Consider the following 24961-nt stretch of genomic DNA (forward strand, 5'->3'; position numbering starts at 1 on the left):
TCCCCCACGTGGGCCCCCGACTTCCCTTGGAGGGGAACGACAAGTGAGGTTCAAGCGCACCAACCCCACGAGCGGCCTCGCGAGACGGACCCGGCTGATCGCCGTGGCCACCGGACTCCTGGCCGCGGCCGCGTTCACGGTCCCCAGCGCGAACGCGAGCAACGCACCGACCTTCAGCGCGAACCAACTCACCAAGGCGAGCGACTCGGTGCTCAAGGCCGATGTCCCGGGCACCGCCTGGGCCGTCGACCCGAAGACGAACCGCGTCGTCGTCACCGTCGACAGCACGGTCTCGAACGCCGAGATCGCGAAGATCAAGCAGGAGGCCGGCGGCAACGCCGGTGCCCTCACGATCAAGCACACCCCGGGCAGGTTCAACAAGCTGATCTCCGGCGGCGACGCCATCTATGCGAGTAGCTGGCGCTGCTCGCTCGGCTTCAACGTGCAGGACAACAGCGGGAACTACTACTTCCTGACCGCCGGTCACTGCACCGACGGCGCGGGCACCTGGTGGTCGAACTCGTCGCACTCGACCACGCTCGGCACCACGGCCGGCTCCAGCTTCCCCGGCAACGACTACGGCATCGTGCGCTACACCAACAGCTCGGTGTCCAAGTCCGGCACCGTGGGCAGCGTCGACATCACGAGCGCGGCCACGCCCTCCGTGGGCACCACCGTCTACCGCCGCGGCTCGACCACCGGCATTCACAGCGGCCGCGTCACCGCGCTCAACGCGACGGTCAACTACGGCAACGGTGACATCGTCTACGGCCTCATCCAGACCACGGTGTGCGCCGAGCCCGGCGACTCCGGCGGCCCGCTCTACTCCAACAGCGGCGTCGCCTACGGTCTGACCTCCGGTGGCAGCGGCGACTGCACCTCCGGCGGCACGACCTTCTTCCAGCCGGTCACCGAGGCCCTGAGCGCCTACGGCGTCCACGTCTACTGACGCCGAGGACCTCCACGCCGGCACACCCGCACGGCTGACCTGCATCCAGCAGCAGGCGAGCCCCCGCACGCAACCCGCGTGCGGGGGCTCGCCCTTGTGGCATCCCGGGTCTACCGTCGAAGGCACCGAGCACGCACCTGATGCGCCCACTTCGGACCCTGGGGGCCGGCATGGTCGAGGAGCTGGTGGCGGCGGGGGCGGCACTCGCGTCCGCCGGGGCCGTCTACGCGATGGCGGCGGTCCGGGTCGTCAAGCAGTACGAGCGGGGAGTGGTGTTCCGCCTCGGGCGGCTCAGGCCCGAGGTGCGGGGACCCGGGCTGACGCTGGTCGCGCCGCTCGTCGACCGGCTTCGTCGGGTCAACATGCAGATCGTGACGATGCCGGTGCCCGCGCAGGAGGGCATCACCCGGGACAACGTCACGGTCCGGGTGGACGCCGTGGTGTACTTCCGGGTGACCTCCCCGGCCGACGCGATCGTCCGGGTCGAGGACTACCGGTTCGCCGTCTCGCAGATGGCGCAGACCTCGCTCAGGTCCATCATCGGCAAGAGCGAGCTGGACGACCTGCTCTCCAACCGGGAGAAGCTCAACCAGGGGCTGGAGCTGATGATCGACAGCCCCGCCGTGGAGTGGGGCGTCACCATCGACCGCGTCGACATCAAGGACGTGTCGCTGCCGGAGACCATGAAACGGTCCATGGCCCGGCAGGCCGAGGCCGACCGCGAGCGGCGGGCCCGCGTCATCAACGCCGACGCGGAACTCCAGGCGTCGAAGAAGCTGGCGGAGGCGGCACAGCAGATGGCCGAGACGCCCGCCGCGCTGCAACTGCGACTGCTGCAGACGGTGGTGGCGGTGGCCGCCGAGAAGAACTCGACGCTGGTCCTGCCCTTCCCGGTGGAGCTGCTGCGGTTCCTGGAGCGGGCCCAGCAGCCGGTGGCGCCGCCTCAGCCGCACCCTTCTTCTGGCTTGATTCCGGACCCTGGAGGGGTGGGTTCCGGACAGGACTAGACCACAGCGGCCGCGTAGGGAGAACCCTGCCGACCTGTGTGACGGGGATCGGAGAGGGATGTCCCTGCCCGTGCTGCCGACGGAGCTCCCGCGCCTGCCCGGCCGGAAGGGGCGAGTCTCTTATGCGTGGATTGCCGCTGTTTGTGCCTGAGGCGCGCCGGGAAAGAGGTGTCGTACGACAGTTCGAAAATTGGTCTATGGTGGGGGCGAGGGAGATGGGAACGAACGTTCGAGAGCTATGTGGGTGGCTCACGGGTACAGGAGGTGCGTGTGCCGGGTTTCACGCATCTGCACACCGTCTCCGGGTTCTCCCTGCGGTACGGCGCCTCGCACCCGGAGCGGCTGGCCGAGCGCGCCGGTGAGCTGGGTATGGACGCCCTCGCGCTCACCGACCGGGACACCCTCGCGGGCACGGTCCGGTTCGCCCGGGCCTGCGCGGCGGCGGGGGTCCGGCCGCTGTTCGGGGCGGACCTGGCGGTGGCGGAGTACGAGCCGGTGCGGCGCGAGAGGCGCCGTGCCCCCGTGCGCGGCGGTGCCTTCATCGATGAGTCGACACCCCGCGCGGTCTTCCTCGCCCGGGACGGCGCCCGCGGCTGGGCCGACCTGTGCCGCCTGGTCTCCGCCGCCCACTCCCCCAAGCTCTCGGCTTCGCTCGAGCAGGGGGGACCCCCATCGGGGGGCTCCCCGCTGCTGCCCTGGGCCGACAACCACGCCGACGGCCTGACCGTCCTGCTCGGCCCCGACTCCGACGTGGGTCGCGCCCTCGCCGCCGGGCGCCCGGACCGCGCGGCGAACCTGCTCGCACCCTGGCGTGAGGTCTACGGCGACGCCCTGCGCCTGGAAGCCGTCTGGCACGGCCGCACCGGTACCGGCACCGGTCCCGGCTCCCTGCGCCTGGCCGCGCGCACCGTCGGCTTCGCCGCCGAGCAGCGCGTCCGGCCCGTGCTCAGCAACGCCGTCCGGTACGCCGACCCCGGTCTCGGCCCGGTCGCCGACGTCCTGGACGCCGCCCGCCGCCTGGTCCCCATCGACCCCACCAAGGAGCTGGACTCCGGCGAGGCCTGGCTCAAGGACGCGGGCGCCATGTTCGAGATCGCCGAGCGGGTGGTGGAGGCGGCCGGCTTCCGCCGCGACACCGCCCACCGCCTGCTGGAGCAGACCCGGGCCACGGCCGCCGAGTGCCTGGTCGACCCCGAGGACGACCTGGGCATCGGCACCGTCCACTTCCCCGAACCGCATCTCGTCGGCGCCGGCCGCCGCACCGCCCAGCGCGCGCTCGCCTCCCGGGCGGCGGCGGGCATGGTGCTGCGCGGCTACGCCGGCCGCCGGGACTACTGGGAGCGGATGCACGAGGAGCTGGACATCATCGCCCACCACGGCTTCGCCTCCTACTTCCTCACCGTCGCCCAGGTCGTGGACGACGTGCGGAAGATGGGCATCCGGGTCGCCGCGCGCGGTTCCGGCGCGGGCTCCCTCGTCAACCACCTCCTCGGTATCGCGCACGCCGACCCCATCGAGCACGGGCTGCTGATGGAGCGCTTCCTGTCCAAGCGGCGCATCGCCCTGCCCGACATCGACATCGACGTGGAGTCCGCTCGCCGCCTCGAGGTCTACCGGGCGATCATCGACCGGTTCGGCACCGAGCGGGTCGCCACGGTCGCCATGCCGGAGACGTACCGCGTGCGGCACGCCATCCGCGACGTGGGCGCCGCCCTGTCCATGGACCCGGCCGAGATCGACCGCATCGCCAAGTCCTTCCCGCACATCCGCGCTCGCGACGCCCGCGCGGCGCTGGAGGAGCTGCCCGAGCTGAGGCGGCTGGCGGGGGAGAAGGAGCGGTACGGTCCGCTGTGGGAGCTGGTCGAGGCACTCGACGCCCTCCCGCGCGGGGTCGCCATGCATCCGTGCGGGGTCCTGCTCTCCGACGCCTCCCTCCTGTCCCGTACGCCGGTCATGCCGACCAGCGGCGAGGGCTTCCCCATGTCGCAGTTCGACAAGGACGACGTGGAGGAGCTGGGGCTGCTCAAACTCGATGTGCTCGGGGTGCGGATGCAGTCCGCGATGGCGCACGCCGTCGCGGAGGTGAGGCGGACCTCCGGCAGGCGGATCGACCTGGACTCCCTCGCGCCGGGCGACCCGGCGACGTACCAGCTCATCCGCTCCGCCGAGACCCTGGGTTGCTTCCAGATCGAGTCGCCCGGCCAGCGGGACCTGGTCGGGCGGCTCCAGCCGGCCGGCTTCCACGACCTGGTCGTGGACATCTCCCTGTTCCGGCCGGGGCCGGTCGCGGCCGACATGGTGCGGCCGTTCATCGAGGCGCGGCACGGGCGGGCACCCATCCGCTATCCGCACCCCGACCTGGAGGGGCCGCTGAAGGAGACGTACGGCGTCGTCGTCTTCCACGAGCAGATCATCCACATCGTCGACATCATGACCGGCTGCGGGCGCGGCGAGGCGGACCAGGTGCGGCGCGGGCTGTCCGACCCTCAGGCGCAGGGGCGGATCCGGGTGTGGTTCGCGCAGCGGGCGGCGACGAACGGATACGACGCGGAAACGATCCAGCGGACCTGGGAGATCGTCGAGGCCTTCGGCTCCTACGGCTTCTGCAAGGCGCACGCGGTCGCCTTCGCCGTACCGACGTACCAGTCCGCGTGGCTGAAGACCCATCACCCGGCCGCCTTCTACGCGGGGCTGCTCACCCACGACCCCGGGATGTACCCGAAGCGGCTGCTGCTGGCGGACGCGCGGCGCCGGGGTGTGCCGATCCTGCCGTTGGACGTGAACAAGTCGGGCGTCGCCCACCGTATCGAACTGGTGTCTGAATCACCTGATTCCGGCGGGCCTTGGGGCCTCCGCCTCGCCCTCTCCGACGTGCACGGCATCAGCGAGGCCGAGGCCGGGAGGATCGAGGCCGGGCAGCCGTACGCCTCCCTCCTCGACTTCTGGGAGCGGGCCCGGCCGAGCCGTCCCCTCGCCCAGCGGCTCGCGCAGGTCGGCGCGTTGGACGCGTTCGGCGCCAACCGCCGCGATCTGCAACTGCACCTGACCGAGCTGCACCGGGGCTCCCGGGGCGCGGGCGGCGGTCAGCTCCCCCTGGCCGGCGGACGGAGGACCGCACCGGCCGGGCTGCCCGACCTCACCGCTCAGGAGCGGCTCAGCGCCGAGCTGGGCGTGCTGTCCATGGACGCCTCGCGCAACCTGATGGACGACTACCGCACGTTCCTCGACGAGCTGGGCGTGATCTCGGCACGCCGGTTGCGCGACGCCCGGCACGGCGAGACGGTGCTGGTCGCGGGCGCCAAGGCGGCCACCCAGACCCCGCCGATCCGCTCCGGCAAGCGGGTCATCTTCACCACGCTCGACGACGGCACGGGCCTGGTCGACCTCGCCTTCTTCGACGACTCCCACGACACCTGCGCCCACACCGTCTTCCACTCCTGGCTGCTGCTGGTGCGCGGAGTGGTGCAGCGGCGCGGACCGCGCAGCCTCAGTGTGGTCGGCTCGGCCGCCTGGAACCTCGCCGAACTGGTCGAACTGCGCGCCGAGGGCGGCCTCGACGTGGTGGCGGAGCGGCTGGCGGAGCCCGCGGCGCACCGGCCGGACGGTGACGGGGACGCGGCGAGGGGCCGACGCATCCGGATGTCCACGGGGTACGAGATGAACCCCTGGGCCGACATGCGTCCCGCGGGCGAGGGCCCGGCGGGCGGAAGGAAGTTGTGGCACCAGAGTCCGGGGAGTGCGGGATGACCATCCTCTGCGTACGTTTCCAGCTGCCCGAGCTGTACGAGGCGGCCCTGCCGGGGCTGCTCGGGCTCCTCGAGGAGTTCACGCCCGTCGTCGAGGCGCTGCCGCCCGACGCCGCGCTCGCCGACCTCGGGGGAGCGGAGCGGTACTTCGGACGGGACGCCGTCGAGCTGGCCAGGCTGATCCGCGTACGGGCCCTCGCGCACCACGGGGTCGACTGCGCGATCGGGGCCGGGCCGGGGCCGATGCTGGCCCGTATGGCCCTCGGGGAGACGGCGCCCGGGGAGATCCGGGTGGTGCCCGACGACCCGGACGCCATCACGGAGTTCCTGGCCGACCGTCCGGTCCGCGCGCTGCCCGGAGTCGGCGGCACAACCGCCCGCACCCTGTGCGAGTACGGGCTCGACACCATCGGCAGGCTCGCCGCCGCGCCCCCATCGACGGTGCAGCGGCTCATCGGCGCCCGGGCCGGCCGGGAACTGCACGAGAAGGCGCAGGGCATCGACCGCGGCCGGGTCGTGCCCAACGCCGCCACGCGTTCCCTGGCTACCGAACGCACCTTCCAGCGCGACGAACTGGACCCGGACCGCCACCGCCGCGCCCTGCTGTCGGCCACCGAGGAACTGGGCGCCCGGCTGCGCGCCGTGGAGCGGGTGTGCGGCAGGCTCACCCTCACCGTGCGCTACGCCGACCGCTCCGCGACGACCCGCACCCGCACCCTCGCCGAGCCGACCGCGCACTCCGCGGCGCTCACCGCCGAGGCGTACCGCATGTACGAGGCGCTCGGCCTCCAGCGCGCCCGCGTCCGTGCGATCGCCCTGCGCGCCGAGGACCTGAGCTCCGCCGACCACGCGGCCCACCAGCTCACCTTCGACCCGGTGGACGAGAGGGCCCGCCGCATCGAGGAGGTCGCGGACCGCGCGCGGGCGAAGTTCGGGCCCCGAGCGGTGATACGGGGGTCGCTGGCCGCGTAAGGCGTCAACTCGCCCACGGGGGTCTGATAGGCGTGCCGTCCTCGAGCACCGTCTCGGGAGGTCGCGGCGGACGCCGTGCGGTCATGTGTGGAGCGGCTCGGGGAGGGTGAAATCCGTTCGCCACAGCGCCAGTTGCTGCGTATCGCGCCCTATGGGCGGATCGAACCCGTCTGGTGATGAGTCGCCGCATACGTTCAGGGCATTACCAGGAATCGCTGCTGCGGTCAGCTATCACTGGAAGTTTTTACTGACGCGTAACTTCACTTGTCCGCTACTCGTTCGTAACTTGACGAGTGAACAGCATCCCGTGATCCGGATCACAGGGCGCAAGGTCATCGCTTCTCCCCCGAGCCGCAAGGAGATCACCCGATGCTGCCCTGGAAACGCCTGCTCAGACCGCTTGCCGCCCTGGCGCTGACCGCCGCGGTCGCCTTCGTCCCCGCCGCCACCGCCGAGGCCGCCGCCCCCAGCGCCGGCTGGAACGACTACTCCTGCAAGCCGTTCGCCGCCCACCCCCGCCCGGTCGTCCTCGTCCACGGGACCTTCGCGAACTCGGTCGACAACTGGCTGGCCTTCGCCCCCTACCTGGAGGACCGCGGCTACTGCGTCTTCTCGCTCGACTACGGCCAACTCTCGGGCGTCCCGCTCTTCTACGGCCTCGGCCCCATCGACCGGTCCGCGCAGCAACTGTCCGTCTTCGTCGACAAGGTGCTCGCCGCGACCGGCGCCGCCAAGGCCGACATCGTCGGCCACTCCCAGGGCGGCATGATGCCCCGCTACTACCTCAAGTTCCTCGGCGGCGCCGCCAAGGTGAACACCCTCGTCGGCATCGCGCCCGACAACCACGGCACCACCCTGGACGGACTCACCAACCTGCTGCCGTACTTCCCCGGTGCGCAGGACCTCCTCTCCGCGGCCACGCCCGGGCTCGCCGACCAGGTCGCCGGGTCCGCCTTCCTCACCAGGCTGAACGCGGGAGGCGACACCGTGGCCGGCGTCCACTACACGGTCATCGCCACCAGGTACGACGAGGTGGTCACGCCGTACCGCTCCCAGTTCCTGAGCGGATCCGACGTCCGCAACGTGCTGTTGCAGGACCTGTGCGGGGTGGACCTCTCGGAGCACGTGACGATCGGGCTGTCCGACCGGATCGCCTTCCACGAAGCGGTCAACGCCCTCGACCCGGTCCACGCCACCGCCACCACCTGCGCGTCGGCGTTCAGCTGAAGCGCCGCCGGGGCCTGTCCGGCCTGAGCCGCCGGACAGGTCCCGGAGTGAGGGGCGAACAGCAAGCTAGCCCCAGGAAGCCGTGAAATCGCCTGTTCGGGGCCGGTGGTGGAGATCCTTAGGGTCCCGTTAAGGGGGTGCTGAACCTGCGATCAGGGTAAGTACCGTTCGCCCACGACGGATGTCACGGAAGACGCCGGTACGACCGAGGGGATCAGGGCGGGCCGGCTCTGCACGAACGCGCTGATGGGGGAGAACCGGACGATCTACCCGAAGTACGGATACGAGGTCGTCGGGCGCCGTGTCGACGGGCCGTACGACCGGGTCCACTACCGCAAGCGGCTGGGCTGAGGGCGTCAGCGCCGGCAGTCGAGCGCGACCGCTGTCAGTCTCATCCGCGGGGGCACCCGACCTCCATGACGGTCGGACCGAGAACAGACCCTGCGTTCCGGGTCAGCCGTCCGGCCACCAGACGCGGGCGATGTCCTTGCGGACCTCCGGGCGCTCGGTGGGGCGCTCGTCGGCCTCCTCACGCGCCCGGCGGGAATCGGTCCTCTTCAGGGGCTTGTGCACGGTCACTCGGCGCATGGCTGCCTCCTTGTGCCTACCGGGTTCCGCGTCCGCGCGGAGGTAGACCCTTTCGGCGAGGGTTCCTCATCGGTCGAGGTATGTCTGTGGCGGCTGTCACGATTCGACTGTCAGTGGCGGCTGCCACCCTGGCGTCATGAACCGGGACATCAACACGGACATGACCAGGAACATGGCCCAGAACAGCGGACCCCAAACCTCCGCGGGCACAGACCCCGGCGTGGACTGGGACGCCGAGGCCGCCACCTTCGACGCCGAACCGGACCACGGACTGCGCGACCCGGCGGTGCGCGATGCCTGGGCCGCCCGGCTGGGTACGTGGCTGCCGCGACGGCCGGGCGAGGTCCTGGACCTCGGCTGCGGCACCGGCAGCCTGTCCCTGCTCGCCGCCGAACAGGGACACCGGGTGACAGGGGTGGACCAGTCACCGGCCATGGTCGCGCGTGCCCGCGCCAAACTCGCCGGCCGCGACGCGGTCTTCCTGGTCGGCGACGCGGCGACGCCACCGGTCGGCGAACAGCTCTTCGACGCCGTCCTCGTCCGCCATGTCCTGTGGACCCTGCCCGGCCCCGACCGCGTCCTGCGCCACTGGCGGGACCTGCTCCGCCCCGCCGGCCGCCTGGTGCTGGTGGAGGGCGTGTGGGGGACGGTGAGCCCGGTCGGCATACCCGCCGACCGCCTGACCGCCCTGCTCGCGCCCCTCGCCAGGGATCTGCGCGTCGAGCGGCTGTCGGAGGACGCCCGCTTGTGGGGGAGGGAGGTGGACGACGAGCGCTACGCGGTGGTCGCGGTCGTCTGACGGACGGCTCGGTGGGCGGGTCGGTGCAGCAGGGCCTGGAAGCCTCCTTCCCTGGCCAGGACTTCGAGCTGGTCCAGGGCGTCGACGGCGGCCGCCGCGGCCGCCGGGTCCCTGGCCGCCAGGCCGCTCACCGCGAACTCGTCCTCGTCCAGGCGCAGTACGGCCGTGCCGTCCGCCGAGCGCCACAGGTCCAGGTCGAGGTCCTCCACGACGAGTTCGCGGCCGGATACCGCGGCGGGGCGGGTGATGTCGCAGTACCACCCCTTGAGCGTGCCCCGGCCGTCCCTGACCTCCTTCACCGCGTACCACCGGTCGCGCCAGTAGTACTCGGTGAAGACGTCACCGGGCTCGAACCGTACGAAGCCGAAGTCACGGACGCCGTCGCCCGCCCAGGGGGCGCGTACGGCGATCCGGGTGCCGTCGTCGTGCAGCAGCTCGGCGGGATAACGGATCTTCGTCCGGCCCGCCTTGACCAGGACGACGTCCAGGAGGGGCGCGGGTTCAGCCGAGTTCGCGGACATAGCGCACCTCCGTGCCGCAGATCTCGTAACCGAACCACTTGTTGATCGCGATCATCGGGCCGTTGCCCGCGTCGTTGCCCGTGAACGCCTCCGTGAAGCCGGCGGAGCGGGCGCGGTGCAGGGAGTGGTTCTTGGCGAGCTTGGCGAGGCCCCGGCCGCGGAAGGCGCGGGCCGTGCCGGTCATCACGGTGCCGTAGCGGGTGCCGCCGTCGGTGCGGGCCGCGCTGAACGCTGCGGGGCGGCCGTCGACCACCGCCACCGAGGTCAGCTCGGGGCTGAAGAGGGGGTGGCGCCAGGTCCCCTCCAGCCAGGCCTCGTAGTCGGTGAACTCGTATTCGATGTCGCTCGGCTCGTCGGACATCGTCTCCGCGTCCAGTGCGAACAGGGGGCGAGGGTCGTCGGCGAAGTCGGCGCCGGTGCGCAGCTCGACGCCCGGCGGGGGGTTCTGGAGCGGGGGCAGGGTGCCGTTCGCCAGATCCAGGCGGAGGAAGTGGGCGGAGCGGCTGCTCTTGTAGCCGTGCCGTTCCGCGAAGGCGCGGTTGCCGGGCTCGTCCAGGACCCAGGCGAAGAGTCTGGTGGCGCCCACGGAGGCCAGGTGCTCCTCGGCGGCGCGGACGAGGCGCGAGCCGGCGCCGCGGCGGGTGCGTCCCGGGTGCACGTAGACGTTGAGGTTGCCCTGGCCGGGCTCCCGGCTCTCATGGGCGAGGTGAACCTGGGCCGTGCCGATGATCTCGCCGTCCTCCTCGGCCACGAGCGGGCGGTAGTGGGCGTCGGGATGCATGTGGGCCGCGTCGTAGGCGATGGACTCCGGGGTGTACAGGATGAAGGGGAGGGCGAGGTGCCGGACCCGGGCGAAGCCCTCGGTGTCGGCTCGTACGTCGGGGCGGAGGTCGCGCACGATCACTGTCATGGGGGCGCACGGTATCCGGGCCGGGCGCGGGGGTGCCTCTCATTTTCCGGTGGGTGCGGGAGAATCGGGCCGTGACCTTGAAGATCCACATCGATGGGAGCGCGCCGCCGTACGAACAGGTGCGGGCGCAGATCTCCGAGCAGGCCCGGGCGGGGGTGCTGCCGGTCGGGTACCGGCTGCCGACCGTACGGGGACTGGCCGAGTCCCTCGGCCTCGCGGCGAACACGGTGGCGAAGGCGTACCGGGCGCTGGAGGAGGACGGGGTGATCGAGACACGGGGACGCAACGGAACGTTCGTGGCTGCCGCCGGCCCGGCCGCGGAGCGGGAGGCTGCTGCCGCCGCCTCCGCCTACGCCGAAAGGGCGCGACGGCTGGGGCTGGGTGAGGACGCGGCGTTGGCCGCCGTGCGGGATGCCCTGCGGGCGGCTTACGGGGGTTGAGCAGTGCGGTCGGCCGCCTGCCGGGTCCGCAGGGTGGCGGGGGAGAGGTCGGCACGGCCGGTCTCGCCGTGATGGCTGATCGCCGTTGCGGGGGGAAAGAGGGGACGCACCGCTGCGGCGGGAGACGGTCACGTTGCCGTACCCGTGGATGGGGCGGGCAGCCTTCGTGGCGTGCGTGTCACCCGCATGCCCGCCGTGGTCGCCAACCGCGCGAAGACCGTCGCGTCCAGGACCGCCGCCGCGTGGGGATCGTTGTTGAAGTAGGCGTAGACGTCCACCTCCTCCGGCCACGCCGCCCCGATCCGCTGGACCCACGTGGTCAGGGACCGGCGGCCGTAGCGGGGCCACGGGCGCGCCCGCCCCGTGTGGAAGCGGAGGTAGCCCCAGTCCGTGGTGCGCCACAGCGGGGTGACCGGGCGGGACAGGACGTCGGCCCAGCACAGGGCGGCGCCCCGCGCCTCCAGCACGGCGTGCACCTCGGGTGTCCACCAGGAGTCGTGGCGTGGCTCGACCGCGACCCGGGTGCCGGGCGGGAAGCAGGCGAGGCAGTCGTCCAGGAGCGGCGGATCCGCGCGCAGGGTGGGCGGGAGCTGGAGAAGGACCGGGCCCAGGCGGTCGCCGAGCCCGGCCGCGTGGCTCATCAGCCGGTGCACCGGTTCCTCGGGTTCCTTGAGCCGCTTGATGTGCGTCAGATAGCGGCTCGCCTTCACCGCCACCACGAAGTCCTCCGGCACCCGCTCCCGCCAGGCCTCGAAGGTCTCCCGCGACGGCAGCCGGTAGAACGCGTTGTTGATCTCGACCGTGGCGAACCGCGTCGCGTACTCCTCCAGCCACAGCCGCATGGGGACGTCCGCCGGGTAGAGGACGTCCCGCCAGTCCCGGTACTGCCACCCCGACGTGCCGACGAACAGGGTCATATGTCCATCAAAGCACCGGTGGCCGTCGTGGCGCCGGTCGTGACCCGCTCCAGGTGTCGTGCCCGCGGCGGGCTTCGTGTCCCTACAGGTACAGCCCCGCGCCCGCTCCCGCCCGCTGGTCCGGCACCGACGCCGGGGACGTGCCCCGCCGCAGCGCGTACAGCTCCGCCAGCGTCGCTCCCTCGCGGCCCACCCCCTCCTCGCGGCCCAGCCAGCTCACCGCCTCCGCGCGGGTGAGCGGACCGACCTCGATACGGGCCAGGCAGCGGCCGGGCCGGACGACGGCCGGGTGCAGGCGCTCCAGGTCCTCGTTCGTCGTCACGCCCACCAGCACGTTGCGGCCCTGTCCCAGCAGTCCGTCCGTCAGGTTCAGCAGGCGGGACAGCGCCTGGCCCGCCGTGTGCTTCGCCTCGCCGCGGATCAGTTCGTCGCAGTCCTCCAGCAGGAGCAGCCGCCAGCGGCCCTTGCCCGCCGTGTCCTCCTCGCCGATCGCGATGTCCATCAGATAGCCGACGTCACTGAAGAGCCGCTCGGGGTCCAGGACGCAGTCCACCTGGCACCAGTCCCGCCACGAGCGGGCCAGAGTCCGCAGCGCCGAGGTCTTGCCCGTGCCCGGCGGGCCGTGGAGCAGCAGCAGACGGCCCGCGATGTCCTCCGGCGTCGTCTTCATCAGCCGGTCCATGGCGTCCGCCACCGGCGCCGTGTAGTTCGGGCGGACCTCCTCCCAGGTGCCCGCCGAGATCTGCCGTGTCGTACGGTGCGGGCCGCGCCGCGGCGACACGTACCAGAACCCCATCGTCACGTTCTCCGGCTGCGGCTCCGGCTCGTCGGCCGCGCCGTCCGTGGCCTCGCCCAGCACCTTCTCCGCCAGCTCGGCGCTGGTCGCGGTCACCGTGACGTCCGCGCCGCGGTTCCAGCGGGACACCAGCAGCGTCCAGCCGTCGCCCTCGGCGAGCGTCGCGCTGCGGTCGTCGTCGCGGGCGACCCGCACCACCCGGGCGCCCGGCGGCAGGAGCGTCGCCCCGGACCGTACCCGGTCGATGTTCGCGGCGTGGGAGTAGGGCTGCTCGCCCGTCGCGAAGCGGCCGAGGAACAGCGCGTCGACGACGTCGGATGGGGAGTCGCTGTCGTCGACGTTGAGCCGGACCGGCAGAGCGTCGTATGGGTTGGCAGACATGCCGCCATGATCCGTCACGGGGCCGCCTGGTGCATCCGCTTTCCGTGGTGCGCCGGATGTGTCGCCTTTGCCTGGTGTATACCCAGCGGATCAGACCCTTCCGGTACGTGCTGTTACCTGGCTGTCGCAGCCGAAATCTGTCCGCGGCCCAAGGAGCGCCGTTAGGGTGGCCCATGATGGGACGTCATGGGTGGAGTTCGGGGGAACGGCGGTGGCGACTCACCGCACTGCTCGGCGTGGCCGTGGCCGCTCTGGCTCTGGTGGTCACCCTGATCGGCACACTGCCCGGGAACGGCGCGAGCGTCAGAGGCACGACACGCGACGGCGACAAGGTGCACGGCACCCCCGCCACCGCGCCCGAGGTGACGAAACCGGACGTCGGCTGGGGCTTCACCCACACCCAGTACAGCGCCGACCAGGGCAGCGACGCCGCCACCGAGCGCGTCGAGGGGCTGCTGTCCGCGGCCGGGCTGCCGCAGAACCAGGCCATCATGGGGTGGGGCGCCGACAACCCCGAACCGGTCAAGGGCCGTTACGACTTCGCGGCGATGGACCGCCGTATCGACTTCGTCCGCAAGACCGGCGGCACCCCGGTCGTCACCCTGTGCTGCGCCCCGGACTGGATGAAGGGCGGCAAGGAGGGCGCGGACAACACCGACTGGAGCCGGACCGCCCTCGAGACCGCCCCGAGGCCCGACCACTTCAAGGACTACGCCGCCCTCGCCGCGACCGTCGCCAGGCGCTACCCGGACGTGCGCCACTTCATCGTCTGGAACGAGTTCAAGGGCTTCTGGAACGACTCCAAGGCCCGCTGGGACTACGAGGGCTACACCGAGCTGTACAACCTGGTCTACAAGGCGCTCAAGCAGGTCAACCCCAAGATCATGGTGGGCGGCCCGTACCTCGTCATGGACAGCGTCGACCCGCGGCAGAAGGAGAACGCCTCCACCGCCCTGCGCGGCCCCTGGGGCGCCATGGACCAGCGGATCATCGACGCCTTCAGCTACTGGAACACGCACAAGGCGGGTGCCGACTTCGTCGTGGTGGACGGCTCCAGCTACACCAACGACGACGAGCTGCTTCCGAACGAGTTCGCCGTGACCGACAAGTTCACCGCCGTCGGCGCGTGGGTGCGCCGGCAGACCCACGACCTGCCGCTGTGGTGGGCCGAGTACTACGTCGAGCCCGCCGACGGCAATGACGAGCGCAGGGGCTGGAGTGAGGACCGCCGCGTCGCCGTCCAGGCCGCCGGAATGATCTCCCTGGTCAGGGGCGGCGCGTCCTCGGGCTTCTACTGGAACCCGGAGGACGAGAAGGGCACCGACTGCCCCGGCTGTCTGTGGACGCCGACCGGCACCGCCGCCGGCGGCCGGGCACTGCCGATGTACGGTCTGGTGTCCCGGTTCTCCAAGGAGTTCCCGCCCGGCACCGCGTACCGGACGGTGACGGTGGCCCCGGACGACCTTCCGAACGTCCGCGTCCTCGCCACCGACAAGGTCGTGCTGGCGGTGAACACCTTGAGCCGCACGATCAGCGCCCAGGTCGACGGCAAGCGGTTCGACATGAAGGCGTACGAGGTGAAGTGGCTGCCGCGCTGAGCCGCTGCACCCCGTACGGCCCCTCAGGCCCCCGCAGGCCGCGTGAGCCTCAGCCCTTCCCCATGGTCAGGAACCGCTGCACCAGCGAGGCCAGCAGCACCGCCAGCAGCGGCAGCGAGAACCAGAAGCTCGACTGCAGCACCCGCAGCTGCCGTACGCCCGGCCGTACCGCGACCCGCACCAGCTCCCGCGCCGTCAGCATCAGCACCAGCGCAACGGCCGCGAGCCCTCCGACCACCGACCACGGCGTCCAGGTCACCCGCGGGCCGATCGGGCCCGGATGGGGCTGCGGAACCTCGCCGGCGGGCTGCTTGCGCAGCGCGTACAGGGTCACGTCCTCGTTGACCAGGACCTTCTTCAGCTCCTGGCGGTCGTCCAGGTTCCTGATGAGCCGGGACTCCCAGGTCGCCGAGTAGCCCACGTCCATCTGGAGATACGTCACCTGGCTGCGGTTGACCATGAGGTACGAGTTGGGACCCGCGTCCTTGAGCGACTTGACCAGGCCCGAGACCAGGACCGGATCGGTGGGCGCCAGGGTCGGCACATAGTTCACCTTCTCCATGTCCCTGGCGCCCCACGGCATTGCCGGTGTCACGTCGTTGACCGTGTCGTTGCTCAGCCACAGCAGCCGTACCGTCGGCTTGTCGTGCGCGTACACATAGTCCATGGCCACGACCTCACCCGGGCGGATCCGCTCGAACGGCTCATTGCCCCAGCGGGCCACCAGGAAGCCGCCCATCAGCAGCAGGCCCGCCATCATGGCCGCGAGCGGAGCGAGGCTCACCCGGTCCTTGCCCCGCTCCCCGGCCGTCACGCCGGCGCGCGGGAACAGGGCCAGCGCGCAGAGCAGAGCCGCGCCCGGCACCGCGAACATGAACACGCGCAGCGCCATCTCGCCGCCGTAGGACTGCATGCCGAAGCCCAGGAACGGCACGAAGGTGAGCACCAGCAGCGACCGCTCCCGGTACCTGTGCTCGCGCCGTCGCCACCAGCCCCAGCAGGCGAACGCCATCACGACGCCGGCGAGCAGCACGCGCGTGTACAGCACCAGCTTGTGCGTCGAGTCGCCGCCCTGGATACGGCCGGAGACGGACGTCGACACATTGCTGCCGACGCCGCCGACGCCGCCGAAGAGTTCGTCGAAGTGCCCGGACCAGTACGGCTCCGCCATGAAGCCCAGCCAGAACATGACGAGCACCGCGAACAGGACCGGCAGACCACGCAGTTCGGAGCGGCCCACCAGGACGAGCACCGCGAGCACGCCCAGCATCATGAACGGGGTGAGCTGGTGGGCCGGGACGCTCGCCGCGTACAGGGCGATCAGCACCATGAGCAGCACGGCCCGCTGCCCGCGGCTGGTGGGCTCCACCTCGGCCTCGCCGGGGCGCCGCCTGGTCCACAGCACCCGCGGCGCGCGGAACCAGACCAGCAGGATCGCCACGAAGGCGAGATAGAACAGATACGTGAAGCCCTGCGGGGAGAAGTAGTCCTGGCCGACCCAGCCGCTGAGCACGAAGATCCAGACGCCGGTCCACTTGGCGCGCCAGCTCGCCCGCATCGAGCGGACCAGCAGGAACATCGGCGCCAGGTAGAGCAGCTGGATGGTCAGCGGCCACCAGCGGATGACCTCGGTGAGGTCGGTGACCCCGCAGGCCTTGGCGACGAACGCGGCCACCGCGAAGAATCCGGGCCAGCTCCAGCGGGCGTCCAGGAACGGCACGGCCGACCCGGTGCGGTCGATGTAGTCGAGGAAGCCGAGGTGCTGCCAGGCCGTCGGGAACCGCGGCTCGCTCTCGATCACGGCGGGCAGCGCGTGCAGTGACACGACGGTGGCGAGCAGCGTGGCAAGGAGCAGGAGCTTGTGCTCGCGGCCGCGCCACAGCAGGGCGGCGAACACCACGACGAGGAGTGCCGCGCCGAGCAGGGTGGGCAGCGGCAGCACGGAGATCAGCCCGAGGCCGCCCATCCGGTCCAGGGAGGCGTCGTTCAGTCCCAGGGCCGGTACCCAGTACAGCAGGAGCGCGAGGACGAGCAGACAGCCCAGCCCGATCGGCCCCAGGGGAAAGCCGGAGACGCGCGAGTCGTCCGTGGCCGGTCGCGCCCCCGCGGCCGAGCCGCCCGATGTCGCCTCCCGCGCCCCTTCCGCAGGGCTGTGCGGCACCGGTGTTCCCATGGGAGGGGTGCCCGGCCCCGGCCGCACGTCCGGCCTGCGTTCCTGGTGGTCGAAGTCCACGTGGACGCCGAGCGCCAGGGTGTCCGCGTCCAGCTTCTTCGCCCAGGACGGGCCGTTCCTCGGTTCGGGGATCTCGAGGTCGGCGAGGTCCCCGTCCGGTGCCGCGTCCTCGGGCACCGCGTCCGCCGGGGCCGTGCGCACGATCTTGAGCAGCTTCGGTGCGGCGATCGCCACGATCACCGCCAGGCTGGAGATCTCCGCGACGCCCGCCCCGGTCAGCCCCATCCGGGGCAGCAGCAGGACGGTCAGTCCCAGTACCAGGACGCACAGCAGGCCCTGGAGGTAGGCGAGCCCGGAGGTACGGCTCTGGGCGCGCAGTACCGCGAAGTACGTCTCCATCACGACCCGCAGCAGGGCGCCGACCGCGAACCAGCGCAGCAGCGGAGTCGCCGCGTGCGCGTAGCCGTCGCCGAAGACGTGCAGGATGACGGGCGCGCCCAGGAACAGCAGCCCGCACACCGGCAGCATGATCCGGGCCATGCGCTTCAGCGCCGCCCGGGTGTTGGCGGCGAGCCGCGCCGGGTCGTGCGAGCCCTCGACGGTGAGCGAGGCGCCCATGTTGATGGCGAGCAGGTTGACCGTGCCGCCGATGGTCGTCGTGATGTAGAAGTACGCGTTCTCCTCCGAGCTGACCTGCGAGGCGATGATCACCGGCACGAGGTAGACGACGGCGAGGGAGAACAGCGATCCGGTGTAGTCACCGGCCAGGAACCTGCCGATCTCCTTGAACGCCGGTGGATCGGCGTGGTCCTCGGTCGCCTTGACGTGTCGTGGGACCAGGCGCCGGAACACCAGCCAGCCGAGCGGTACCACGGAGGTGCCGATCGCCAGCACCCAGGAGACGAAGACGCCGGTCGTCGGGATGGCGGCCGCGAGCCCGACCAGCAGCGCGAGCTTCACCGCGGAGAACACGGTGTTGCCGACCGGTACCCAGGGCGCGCTGCGCAGCCCGGTCAGCACCCCGTCCTGGAGCGTGAGCAGGTTCCAGGCGACGACGGCCACGATGAGGCCCAGGCCCTTGACCGACCCGTGCAGGAAGCGGTATGACGGCCCCCACACGTCGAGCGTCAGCAGGAAGATCGCCGCCGCGGCGGCCACGACGGCCGAACTCGCTGCGTACGTACGGAAGATGAGGCGCCCGGTGGCGCGCCCCGCGACCGGGATGAAGCGGGCCAGGGCGCCCGTCAGCGTCACCGCGGTGAGCCCGGCGAGCAGCTTCATCGCGGCGATCGCGGCCGAACCCTGGCCGACCGCGGCGTCGGAGTAGTAGCGGGCCGCGACCAGCCAGTAGCCGAGGCCCAGCACCGCGGAGATCCCGGTGTTGAGCATCAGCGCGTAGGCGTTGCGGAACAGCTGGTTGCCGCCGCTTGGGACGCCGCCGCCCCTTCCGGGCAGACGGAGGCGGCGGCCCGACGGCTGCCCGGTTTCCGCGGTCGTGGCCTCACCGGCCTGGGTTGTGGTGGTCGTGTCAGACACGGGAACGGATGGCCTTCCGGCGGACCTGGCGTGCTCTTCGGACCATGGCGTACCCCTTGGTCAGGGCGCGGTCCCTGGCGAAGGTGCGGGCGATCGCACGACCCTGGACGAGCCGCTCGAACTCCTCGACACCGGTGGTGCGGCGCACGGTGACCCGCTGCAGCGCGTACGGGCCCTGGCGGCGGCGCGCGAGAGCGTTGCCCACGGCGAGCGACTGACCGAAGCCCGCCTCGCGCACGATGCGGCGCACTCGGCGACTGGAGTAGCCGTACGGATAGGCGAACGACTCCGGGCGGGCGCCGAGTTCGTCGGCGATGATCTCCTTGCAGCGCAGCAGCTCCAGCCCGAGCGCGTCGTCGGGGAGCTGGTCGAGCTGCGGGTGCGTGTGGCTGTGCCCGCCGATCTCGACTCCGGCGCCCACGAGGTCGCGGACCTGGTGCCAGTCGAGCATCGTGTCCAGGCCGCCGCCGGTGTCGTGGGCGCCCCGGATCCAGCCGGTGGAGACGAACAGCGTGGAGGCGAAGCCGTGCCGCACGAGCACGGGCAGCGCGTGCCGGTGCACGCCCTCGTAACCGTCGTCGAAGGTGAGGAGGACGGGCCGCTCCGGCAGCGGGCCGCCCTCCCGCCAGCTCCTCGCCAGGGCGGCCGTGGTGACGGGCGTGAACTTGAGGTCGGCGAGCAGGGCCATCTGCTCGCGGAACGCCTCGGGCGCCACCGACAACTCGCGCGTCGCCTCGTTGGGCGCCGTGGCCACCGAGTGGTACATGAGGATCGGCACGGGCTGGTCGCTCATGCGGCCGCCCCCTCACCGTCCGGGATGCCGGCCAGGGCGAAGGTCGCGCCAGTCCTGCGCGCCCGGACGCTCCCGACCAGGTACCCGCCCGCCGCCGTCAGCACCCCGGCGACGATCGCACCGGCCCGGCCCGCTCCCCCCGGGCGGGCCAGCAGCGCGTCGCGCAGGCCGCGGCCCACCCCGGCGGGCAGCACCCGGGTGGTGTAGCGGCGTTCGGACTCCAGGCCCTTCTCGGCACCGACGCTGCGGGCCACGAGCGCCTTGGACAGGCCCTCGGCGTAGGTGCGGGTGCGGAAGTACGCGAAGTGCTCGCGCGGCTGAGGCACCCGGTGGTGGATCACCGCCCGGTCGTCGATCAGCAGGATCGCGTCGGGTCTGGCCCGGGTGAGGCGGATGCACAGCTCCGTCTCCTCGCAGCCGAGGGGACGCTTGTCGCCGTCGCGTCCGATGCCCGTGGCGAAGCCGCCCGCCGCGTCGAACGCGCTGCGACGGAAGGAGGCGTTGCCGCCGAGGACGTTGCGCACCCGGACCCGGCCGGGCGGCAGCCCCTTGTACGTACAGCCCACCACCCAGTCGAACTCCTCCGGGAACCAGGCCGGGCGGCGGCCCGACGCCCAGATCGGCATCGTACGGCCGCCGACGGCCATGACCCGCGGGTCCTCGTATCCTTCGGCGAAGTGCTTCAGCCAGTCCCGCTCGGCCACCGCGTCGTCGTCGAGGAAGGCGATGACCTCCCCGTGCGAGGCGGCGATCCCGGTGTTGCGGCCCGCGGACAGGCCGCGATGACCCGCGTTGGCGAGTACCCGGACCGACCCGTCCTCCCGGGCCTCCTTGTATTCCCCGGCCAGCCTCTCCAGCAGGGTCTCGTTGTGGTCCACGACCAGCAGCGTCTCGCGCGCCGGCCGGGACTGCGTCCGCACCGAGGCGACCGCCGCGAGGATGTCCTCCCAGCGGTCCTCGGTGTAGACGCAGATGACCACGGAGATGTCCGGATCGCTCAAGACAGCTCTCCCTGACCGGAGTTGAGCGCAACGGCGCGCGGACGGCGGCGCAGCGCACGCCGGTTCGAGCGCTCCTTGAGGATCACCTTCAGCACCCGGAGCCCGTCGCGCACCGCGCTCAGATTGCTGGTGCCGTGGATGCGGAGGTACTCGTGGCTGGGTATCTCCTGCACCTTCAGACCGGCCTTCACCACCCGGATGTTCATCAGGGTCTCGACCTCGAAGCCGGTGCAGTCGAGGTCGATCTTGTCCAGGCAGTGCCGCCAGAACGCGTTGTAGCCGTAGCACAGGTCGGTGTAGCGGGCGCCGAACTTGGCGTTGACGATCGCGCACAGCACCCGGTTGCCCAGCTTGCGGATCGGCGTCATGTCGGAGGTGCCGCCACCGTTCGCGAACCGCGAGCCCTTCGCGAAGTCGGCCCCGGACACCAGTGCGGAGACATAGCTGACGATCTCCTGACCGTCCGCCGAGCCGTCCGCGTCGACCATCACGATGATGTCGCCGGTGCACGCCGCGAAGCCGGTGATCAGGGCGTCCCCCTTGCCCTTGCCCCGCTGCTCGACGACCTTCACGTCAGGCCACAGCTCGCGCGCCACCTCCACGGTGTCGTCGGTGGAATTGCCGTCCACAAGCACCACTTCGTGAATCCAGTCCGGAAGGGTCTTGAAGACGTAGGGGAGATTCTCCGCCTCATTCATGGCGGGGATCACCACGCTCACCGGCGGCGCGATGGCCAGGTGAGAGGAGATCGGCCGGTACTTCCCCTGCGTTAACGGACCTTGATCCGAAAAGGCAGGGCGCAGAACAGAACTCATGAGTCTTGTCCCTCTCGTCCGGTCGGACCGTCCGCCCCTGGACGGTCCGGCTCTGTGTCCGGTTCGAAAGGGGGGTTCTCACCGACGGCATGCGGCATGGATCTCCGTGCATGCCGGGTGAGCTGGCAAAGTGGCCGTCTGCCGGGAAAGCGGCAGCCGGTCGCGCGGCACGACTCGTACGACCTCGCAGGTCGCCGAGCACGGCACCCCCCTACCGCGCCCCGCGCCGGAACCATCGCGGTACCTGAGCCCTCCCCTGGAGCCGCATGATGATGGACCGATGCGGGTTGATGTATGACGGTATTGACGATTGCGACGATATGGCAAGACCTGTGACAGCGTCCGCGTTTTTGTTGGTATGGCCGTAACTCAACTCCTCGAACGGATTTGTCCCATCCGTTTGAGTGTCCGAACGGCCGGCTCGAAGAGTTCCGGCCGCGACAGCACCGCATCGCGCGGTGCCCGGACCGGGGCGCAACGGGCCCCGTGTCCGAACACGGCAGGGTGACAAGGCGTCACCCACCCTTCCGGCTCGGAACGTTTCCGTGCCTTCAGGGAGTCCTTGTATTCCGCTCGGGGCGGGGGCTTCGGCGTCGTCGGCGGAGTCGCCCACGCCACCCGGCCGGCCTGCTTGGGCCCGCGGGGACGTTGCGCGTCGATGTCCACGTCCTCAGCTCCGATTTCGTGCCGCGCGGCCGCGGTACCGCCGTACCAGGACCGGCAGGAGGACGAGGGCGCTGATCACGGTCACCGCGACGATCCCGCCGGTGACGGACCACCGGTGCACCGCCAGCATGCCCTGGGCGACCAGAAGGTCGATCGCGATCGCTCCCGCCACGGACACCACCGTGCGGGGATAGGGTTTCAGCCCCCTCAGGGCGGCTCCCACGGCCGCCGCCGGCGCGGCGAGCAGGAAGAACAGGGTGAACGGGCCGCGCAGTGGTGAGTCGGAGCCGCTCAGCGCGAGGATCGCGCCGACCGCCGCGACCGCGACGGCCATGCCCGCGAGCAGCGGAAGCAGGTCCCTCCCCGGACCCTGCCCCGGCCACCCGTCTCTCTCTGGTGAAGGTGGCTTGATGCCTAAGGTCTGCATTGGCGACTTTGCCCCCCGAAGCGCCGGATGCCGGGCTTCAATGTCGCGCAGTGAGCGGGAGGGCGTCAAGATGCGAAAACCGCCCGTGCGGGTTCTCGGCCTGCTTCAAACATCCGTTCTGCGGGGGTGAGTCGGGCGGACCCCGAAAAGTATTGGCATGGACACTTCCTGTCAACGCGCGTAGCTGCTATGCCGGTTGTGGCAGAGATCCTGCTAAAGGGAGGTTCCATGAGACGTTCCCGATATGCCGCCTTTATGAGTTCGCTCCTTCTCGCCCTCGGTCTCGTCCTCACCGGGGCCGCGGCGCAGGCGGCCCCTCTCGCCGCGGCCACCGGGTATGTGGCACTCGGCGACTCCTACTCCTCCGGTGTCGGAGCCGGCAGCTACATCAGCTCCAGCGGCGACTGCGACCGCAGCACGAAGGCCTATCCGTACCTGTGGCAGGCCGCCCACGCACCCGCCTCGTTCAGCTTCATGGCCTGCTCCGGCGCCAAGACCACCGATGTGCTGAACAATCAGCTCGGCACCCTGGGCGCCTCCACCGGGCTCGTCTCGATCACCATCGGCGGCAATGACGCGGGCTTCTCCGACGTCATGACGACCTGTGTGCTCCAGTCCGACAGCGCCTGCCTCTCCCGGATCACCACGGCGAAGGCGTACGTCGACTCGACCCTGCCCGCCCGACTGGACACCGTCTACTCGGCGATCCGCGCCAAGGCCCCCTCGGCCCATGTGGTCGTGCTGGGCTACCCCCGCTTCTACCAGCTCGGCACCACCTGCCTCGGACTGTCCGGAACCAAGCGGTCGGCGATCAACGGCGCCGCCGACCACCTCGACGCCGCCATCGCCAAGCGCGCCGTCGACCACGGCTTCACCTTCGGCGACGTCCGCACCGCCTTCAGCGGCCACGAGATCTGCTCGGGCGACTCCTGGCTGCACAGCGTCGACTGGCTGAACATCGGCCAGTCGTACCACCCGACCGCGGCCGGTCAGTCCGGCGGCTATCTGCCGGTGCTCACCGGTGCGGCCTGACGGTCACGAACCCCACGAGGAACCCGACGGTCACGAACGTCACGAAGAAGAGGGGGAGGCCCCGCCCGACGGGGTCTCCGCCGCACAGGTCACCGAGAACGGCACCGACTCGGACGTGACCTCGACCGGGCTGCGCACCTCCACGCCGATCGCGTTCCGCACGGAACCGCCCTCCTCGTACGTGGTCACGATGACCTGCCGCTGCTTGGTCTTCGCGTCACCCGCCGCGAACGACAGCGTCTTCCAGCCCGGGTCCGAGACCTGTCCCGTCTTCGTGACCCAGCGGTAGGACACATCGACCGGAACGCTGCCCACGGTGAACGTCGCCGTGAACGTGGGCGCCTTGGCGTCCGGAGGCGGACAGGCCCCCGCGTAGTCGGTGTGCGTGCCCGTGACCGTCACCCGGACCGACTGGGTGGGCGGGCTCGTCGTACGACTGCCCCCGCTGCCGCCGCCGGTCGAGGTCCCGCGGGTGGGGGAAGCAGCCCGCGACGTGCTCACCTCCGGGCTGTTCGGGGGCCCGCCGCTGACCGTGCCGCCCTGCGTGGCCCCGCTGTTCGTACCGCCCGTGCCGTTCCGGTTCACCAGCGCGTACGTCAGCCCCGCCACCGCCAGGACGAGCGCGGCCAGGCCCGCGACCAGCACGACGCCGGCCCGGCGGTTGCGGGGCGGTGGCTCGGACGGAACGGCGTACGCGGGTGCGGGTGCGGGTGCGGGCCTGGTGGCGGCCGGCGGCGGAAGCGGGGCGGTGGGCGGCTCCGTCGGACCTGGGAACGCCGCGACCGTCGGCGGGTGGGCGGCGGCACCCGTGCGCGGGGTGCCGCCCGCCGCGATGATCCGCAGGTCCCGCTCGGCCCGGTCGGCCGGGATCCGCTCGGCCGGGTCCTTGCGCAGCAACCCCTCGATCACCGGAGCCAGCGGGCCCGCGCGGCGCGGCGGCGGCAGCTCCTCGTCGACGACCGCGCGGAGCGTGCTCAGCGGAGTGTCGTGCCGGAACGGCGAGTTGCCCTCGACCGCCGCGTACAACAGCACACCGAGCGACCAAAGGTCGGACTCCGGTCCGGGAGTACGCCCGAGCGCCCGTTCCGGAGCGAGGAACTCCGGGGAGCCGATGACCTCGCCGGTCATGGTCAGCGCGGAACTGCCCTCAACCATGGCGATGCCGAAGTCCGTGAGCACCACCCGGCCGTCGTTCGCCAGCAGCACGTTGGCCGGTTTCACATCGCGGTGCAGCACCCCGGCGGCGTGCGCGGCGCGCAGGGCCGCCAGCACCTCGGCGCCGATGTGCGCGGCGCGCTGCGGGGAGAGGGCGCCCTCCGCGTCCAGCAGGTCCGACAGGGCGATGCCGCGGACCAGTTCCATCACGATCCAGGGGCGGCCGTCCTGGTGGGCCACGTCGTAGACCGTCACCACGTTCCGGTTCGCCACCCGGGCCGCCGCCCAGGCCTCCCGCTCCAGCCGGGTGTACATGCGCTGGACCTCGGGCGAGGGAAGCCCCGCCGGTGCCCGCACCTCCTTGACGGCGACCTCGCGGTGCAGGACCTCGTCGCGGGCCCGCCAGACCGTCCCCATGCCGCCCTGGCCGAGGGGGGACAGCAGACGGTAGCGCCCGGCGATCACACGTTCACTGCCCGGTTCTTCGGACACGGGCCGTCCCCCATTCGCAT

Annotated in this window: 20 protein-coding genes and 1 pseudogene; 10 read left to right on the forward strand and 11 right to left on the reverse strand. The window is 71.4% G+C overall.

Going from position 1 to position 24961, the window contains the following annotated elements:
- Nucleotides 1–43: 43 nt before the first annotated feature.
- The 6 genes and pseudogenes from ACZ7L1_RS13990 to ACZ7L1_RS14015 form a co-directional block, all read left to right on the forward strand.
- Nucleotides 44–949, forward strand: a complete 906-nt coding sequence (locus tag ACZ7L1_RS13990; protein WP_471437033.1) for a S1 family peptidase — start codon at nt 44–46, stop codon at nt 947–949.
- Between the two features lie 170 nt (nt 950–1119).
- Nucleotides 1120–1956 carry a slipin family protein gene (locus tag ACZ7L1_RS13995; protein ID WP_471437391.1) on the forward strand — a complete coding sequence of 279 codons (837 nt, stop codon included), beginning with the start codon at nt 1120–1122 and terminating at the stop codon, nt 1954–1956.
- A 270-nt stretch (nt 1957–2226) separates the two neighbouring features.
- Nucleotides 2227–5703 carry a DNA polymerase III subunit alpha gene (locus ACZ7L1_RS14000; protein WP_471437035.1) on the forward strand — a complete coding sequence of 1159 codons (3477 nt, stop codon included), beginning with the start codon at nt 2227–2229 and terminating at the stop codon, nt 5701–5703.
- Nucleotides 5700–6674 (forward strand): DNA polymerase Y family protein, encoded by a 975-nt coding sequence (locus ACZ7L1_RS14005; RefSeq protein ID WP_471437037.1) that lies wholly within the window; start codon nt 5700–5702, stop codon nt 6672–6674. Before ACZ7L1_RS14000 ends, ACZ7L1_RS14005 begins: the two co-directional genes overlap by 4 nt.
- Nucleotides 6675–7043: 369 nt before the next feature.
- The gene (locus ACZ7L1_RS14010) at nt 7044–7901 is read left to right on the forward strand and encodes an esterase/lipase family protein (RefSeq protein WP_471437039.1); all 858 of its coding nucleotides are present in this window, start codon (nt 7044–7046) and stop codon (nt 7899–7901) included.
- 225 nt (nt 7902–8126) lie between these two features.
- Nucleotides 8127–8252 (forward strand): annotated as a pseudogene (locus ACZ7L1_RS14015) (GNAT family N-acetyltransferase); the annotation flags it as partial.
- A gap of 102 nt (nt 8253–8354) precedes the next feature.
- Here the strand turns inward: ACZ7L1_RS14015 and ACZ7L1_RS14020 are convergent.
- Nucleotides 8355–8489, reverse strand: a complete 135-nt coding sequence (locus ACZ7L1_RS14020) for a hypothetical protein (protein ID WP_471437041.1) — start codon at nt 8487–8489, stop codon at nt 8355–8357.
- Between the two features lie 172 nt (nt 8490–8661).
- On the opposite strand from ACZ7L1_RS14020, the gene ACZ7L1_RS14025 reads away from it, so the two are divergent.
- Nucleotides 8662–9288: a class I SAM-dependent methyltransferase gene (locus tag ACZ7L1_RS14025; RefSeq protein WP_471437393.1), complete on the forward strand. Its 627-nt coding sequence runs from the start codon at nt 8662–8664 to the stop codon at nt 9286–9288.
- On the opposite strand, the gene ACZ7L1_RS14030 is transcribed toward ACZ7L1_RS14025, so the two are convergent.
- Together ACZ7L1_RS14030 and ACZ7L1_RS14035 are read right to left on the reverse strand one after the other, a co-directional pair.
- Nucleotides 9264–9809, reverse strand: coding sequence for a ribonuclease FAU-1 family protein (locus tag ACZ7L1_RS14030; RefSeq protein WP_471437043.1), 546 nt, complete (start codon nt 9807–9809; stop codon nt 9264–9266). The two genes, ACZ7L1_RS14025 and ACZ7L1_RS14030, sit on opposite strands and share 25 nt — an antisense overlap.
- Nucleotides 9790–10719: a GNAT family N-acetyltransferase gene (locus ACZ7L1_RS14035; protein ID WP_471437045.1), complete on the reverse strand. Its 930-nt coding sequence runs from the start codon at nt 10717–10719 to the stop codon at nt 9790–9792. Before ACZ7L1_RS14035 ends, ACZ7L1_RS14030 begins: the two co-directional genes overlap by 20 nt.
- A 71-nt stretch (nt 10720–10790) precedes the next feature.
- On the opposite strand from ACZ7L1_RS14035, the gene ACZ7L1_RS14040 reads away from it, so the two are divergent.
- Nucleotides 10791–11159 (forward strand): GntR family transcriptional regulator, encoded by a 369-nt coding sequence (locus ACZ7L1_RS14040; protein WP_471437047.1) that lies wholly within the window; start codon nt 10791–10793, stop codon nt 11157–11159.
- A 128-nt stretch (nt 11160–11287) separates the two neighbouring features.
- Here the strand turns inward: ACZ7L1_RS14040 and ACZ7L1_RS14045 are convergent, their stop codons facing one another.
- Complete coding sequence (locus ACZ7L1_RS14045) at nt 11288–12076, reverse strand: DUF72 domain-containing protein (RefSeq protein ID WP_471437048.1); 789 nt, start codon at nt 12074–12076, stop codon at nt 11288–11290.
- 82 nt (nt 12077–12158) lie between these two features.
- Nucleotides 12159–13253 (reverse strand): DUF5925 domain-containing protein, encoded by a 1095-nt coding sequence (locus ACZ7L1_RS14050; protein WP_471437050.1) that lies wholly within the window; start codon nt 13251–13253, stop codon nt 12159–12161.
- A gap of 176 nt (nt 13254–13429) precedes the next feature.
- On the opposite strand from ACZ7L1_RS14050, the gene ACZ7L1_RS14055 reads away from it, so the two are divergent.
- Nucleotides 13430–14851, forward strand: a complete 1422-nt coding sequence (locus ACZ7L1_RS14055; RefSeq protein ID WP_471437395.1) for a GH39 family glycosyl hydrolase — start codon at nt 13430–13432, stop codon at nt 14849–14851.
- Between the two features lie 49 nt (nt 14852–14900).
- Here the strand turns inward: ACZ7L1_RS14055 and ACZ7L1_RS14060 are convergent, their stop codons facing one another.
- From ACZ7L1_RS14060 to ACZ7L1_RS14080, 5 genes are all read right to left on the reverse strand, one after another.
- The gene (locus tag ACZ7L1_RS14060; RefSeq protein WP_471437052.1) at nt 14901–18560 is read right to left on the reverse strand and encodes a lipopolysaccharide biosynthesis protein; all 3660 of its coding nucleotides are present in this window, start codon (nt 18558–18560) and stop codon (nt 14901–14903) included.
- Nucleotides 18553–19353, reverse strand: coding sequence for a polysaccharide deacetylase family protein (locus tag ACZ7L1_RS14065; protein WP_471437054.1), 801 nt, complete (start codon nt 19351–19353; stop codon nt 18553–18555). The genes ACZ7L1_RS14060 and ACZ7L1_RS14065 overlap by 8 nt, the downstream gene beginning before the upstream one ends.
- Nucleotides 19350–20354 carry a glycosyltransferase family 2 protein gene (locus tag ACZ7L1_RS14070; RefSeq protein ID WP_471437056.1) on the reverse strand — a complete coding sequence of 335 codons (1005 nt, stop codon included), beginning with the start codon at nt 20352–20354 and terminating at the stop codon, nt 19350–19352. Before ACZ7L1_RS14070 ends, ACZ7L1_RS14065 begins: the two co-directional genes overlap by 4 nt.
- Entirely contained in the window at nt 20351–21169 is an 819-nt protein-coding gene (locus tag ACZ7L1_RS14075) for a glycosyltransferase family 2 protein (RefSeq protein ID WP_471437058.1), read from the reverse strand. The genes ACZ7L1_RS14070 and ACZ7L1_RS14075 overlap by 4 nt, the downstream gene beginning before the upstream one ends.
- Before the next feature lie 670 nt (nt 21170–21839).
- A complete protein-coding gene (locus tag ACZ7L1_RS14080) occupies nt 21840–22169 on the reverse strand; it encodes a hypothetical protein (RefSeq protein WP_471437060.1) in 330 nt (109 codons plus the stop codon).
- A 321-nt stretch (nt 22170–22490) separates the two neighbouring features.
- On the opposite strand from ACZ7L1_RS14080, the gene ACZ7L1_RS14085 reads away from it, so the two are divergent.
- Complete coding sequence (locus ACZ7L1_RS14085; protein WP_471437062.1) at nt 22491–23294, forward strand: SGNH/GDSL hydrolase family protein; 804 nt, start codon at nt 22491–22493, stop codon at nt 23292–23294.
- A gap of 39 nt (nt 23295–23333) precedes the next feature.
- Here ACZ7L1_RS14085 and ACZ7L1_RS14090 read toward each other — a convergent pair whose 3' ends face one another.
- The gene (locus ACZ7L1_RS14090) at nt 23334–24941 is read right to left on the reverse strand and encodes a serine/threonine-protein kinase (protein WP_471437064.1); all 1608 of its coding nucleotides are present in this window, start codon (nt 24939–24941) and stop codon (nt 23334–23336) included.
- Between the last annotated feature and the right edge of the window lie 20 nt (nt 24942–24961).

This window comes from Streptomyces sp. NPDC107546 (genome assembly GCF_055639175.1).

Bases quoted from the DNA above. Each gene is read 5' to 3' on its own strand.
- ACZ7L1_RS14030 (WP_471437043.1), bottom strand. From the start codon at position 9,809: ATGTCCGCGAACTCGGCTGAACCCGCGCCCCTCCTGGACGTCGTCCTG.
- ACZ7L1_RS14045 (WP_471437048.1), bottom strand. From the start codon at position 12,076: ATGACCCTGTTCGTCGGCACGTCGGGGTGGCAGTACCGGGACTGGCGG.
- ACZ7L1_RS14055 (WP_471437395.1), top strand. From the start codon at position 13,430: ATGGGACGTCATGGGTGGAGTTCGGGGGAACGGCGGTGGCGACTCACC.
- ACZ7L1_RS14020 (WP_471437041.1), bottom strand. From the start codon at position 8,489: ATGCGCCGAGTGACCGTGCACAAGCCCCTGAAGAGGACCGATTCCCGC.
- ACZ7L1_RS14085 (WP_471437062.1), top strand. From the start codon at position 22,491: ATGAGACGTTCCCGATATGCCGCCTTTATGAGTTCGCTCCTTCTCGCC.
- ACZ7L1_RS14080 (WP_471437060.1), bottom strand. From the start codon at position 22,169: ATGGCCGTCGCGGTCGCGGCGGTCGGCGCGATCCTCGCGCTGAGCGGC.
- ACZ7L1_RS14005 (WP_471437037.1), top strand. From the start codon at position 5,700: ATGACCATCCTCTGCGTACGTTTCCAGCTGCCCGAGCTGTACGAGGCG.
- ACZ7L1_RS13995 (WP_471437391.1), top strand. From the start codon at position 1,120: ATGGTCGAGGAGCTGGTGGCGGCGGGGGCGGCACTCGCGTCCGCCGGG.
- ACZ7L1_RS14035 (WP_471437045.1), bottom strand. From the start codon at position 10,719: ATGACAGTGATCGTGCGCGACCTCCGCCCCGACGTACGAGCCGACACC.
- ACZ7L1_RS14075 (WP_471437058.1), bottom strand. From the start codon at position 21,169: ATGAGTTCTGTTCTGCGCCCTGCCTTTTCGGATCAAGGTCCGTTAACG.
- ACZ7L1_RS14050 (WP_471437050.1), bottom strand. From the start codon at position 13,253: ATGTCTGCCAACCCATACGACGCTCTGCCGGTCCGGCTCAACGTCGAC.
- ACZ7L1_RS14025 (WP_471437393.1), top strand. From the start codon at position 8,662: ATGGCCCAGAACAGCGGACCCCAAACCTCCGCGGGCACAGACCCCGGC.
- ACZ7L1_RS14010 (WP_471437039.1), top strand. From the start codon at position 7,044: ATGCTGCCCTGGAAACGCCTGCTCAGACCGCTTGCCGCCCTGGCGCTG.
- ACZ7L1_RS14065 (WP_471437054.1), bottom strand. From the start codon at position 19,353: ATGAGCGACCAGCCCGTGCCGATCCTCATGTACCACTCGGTGGCCACG.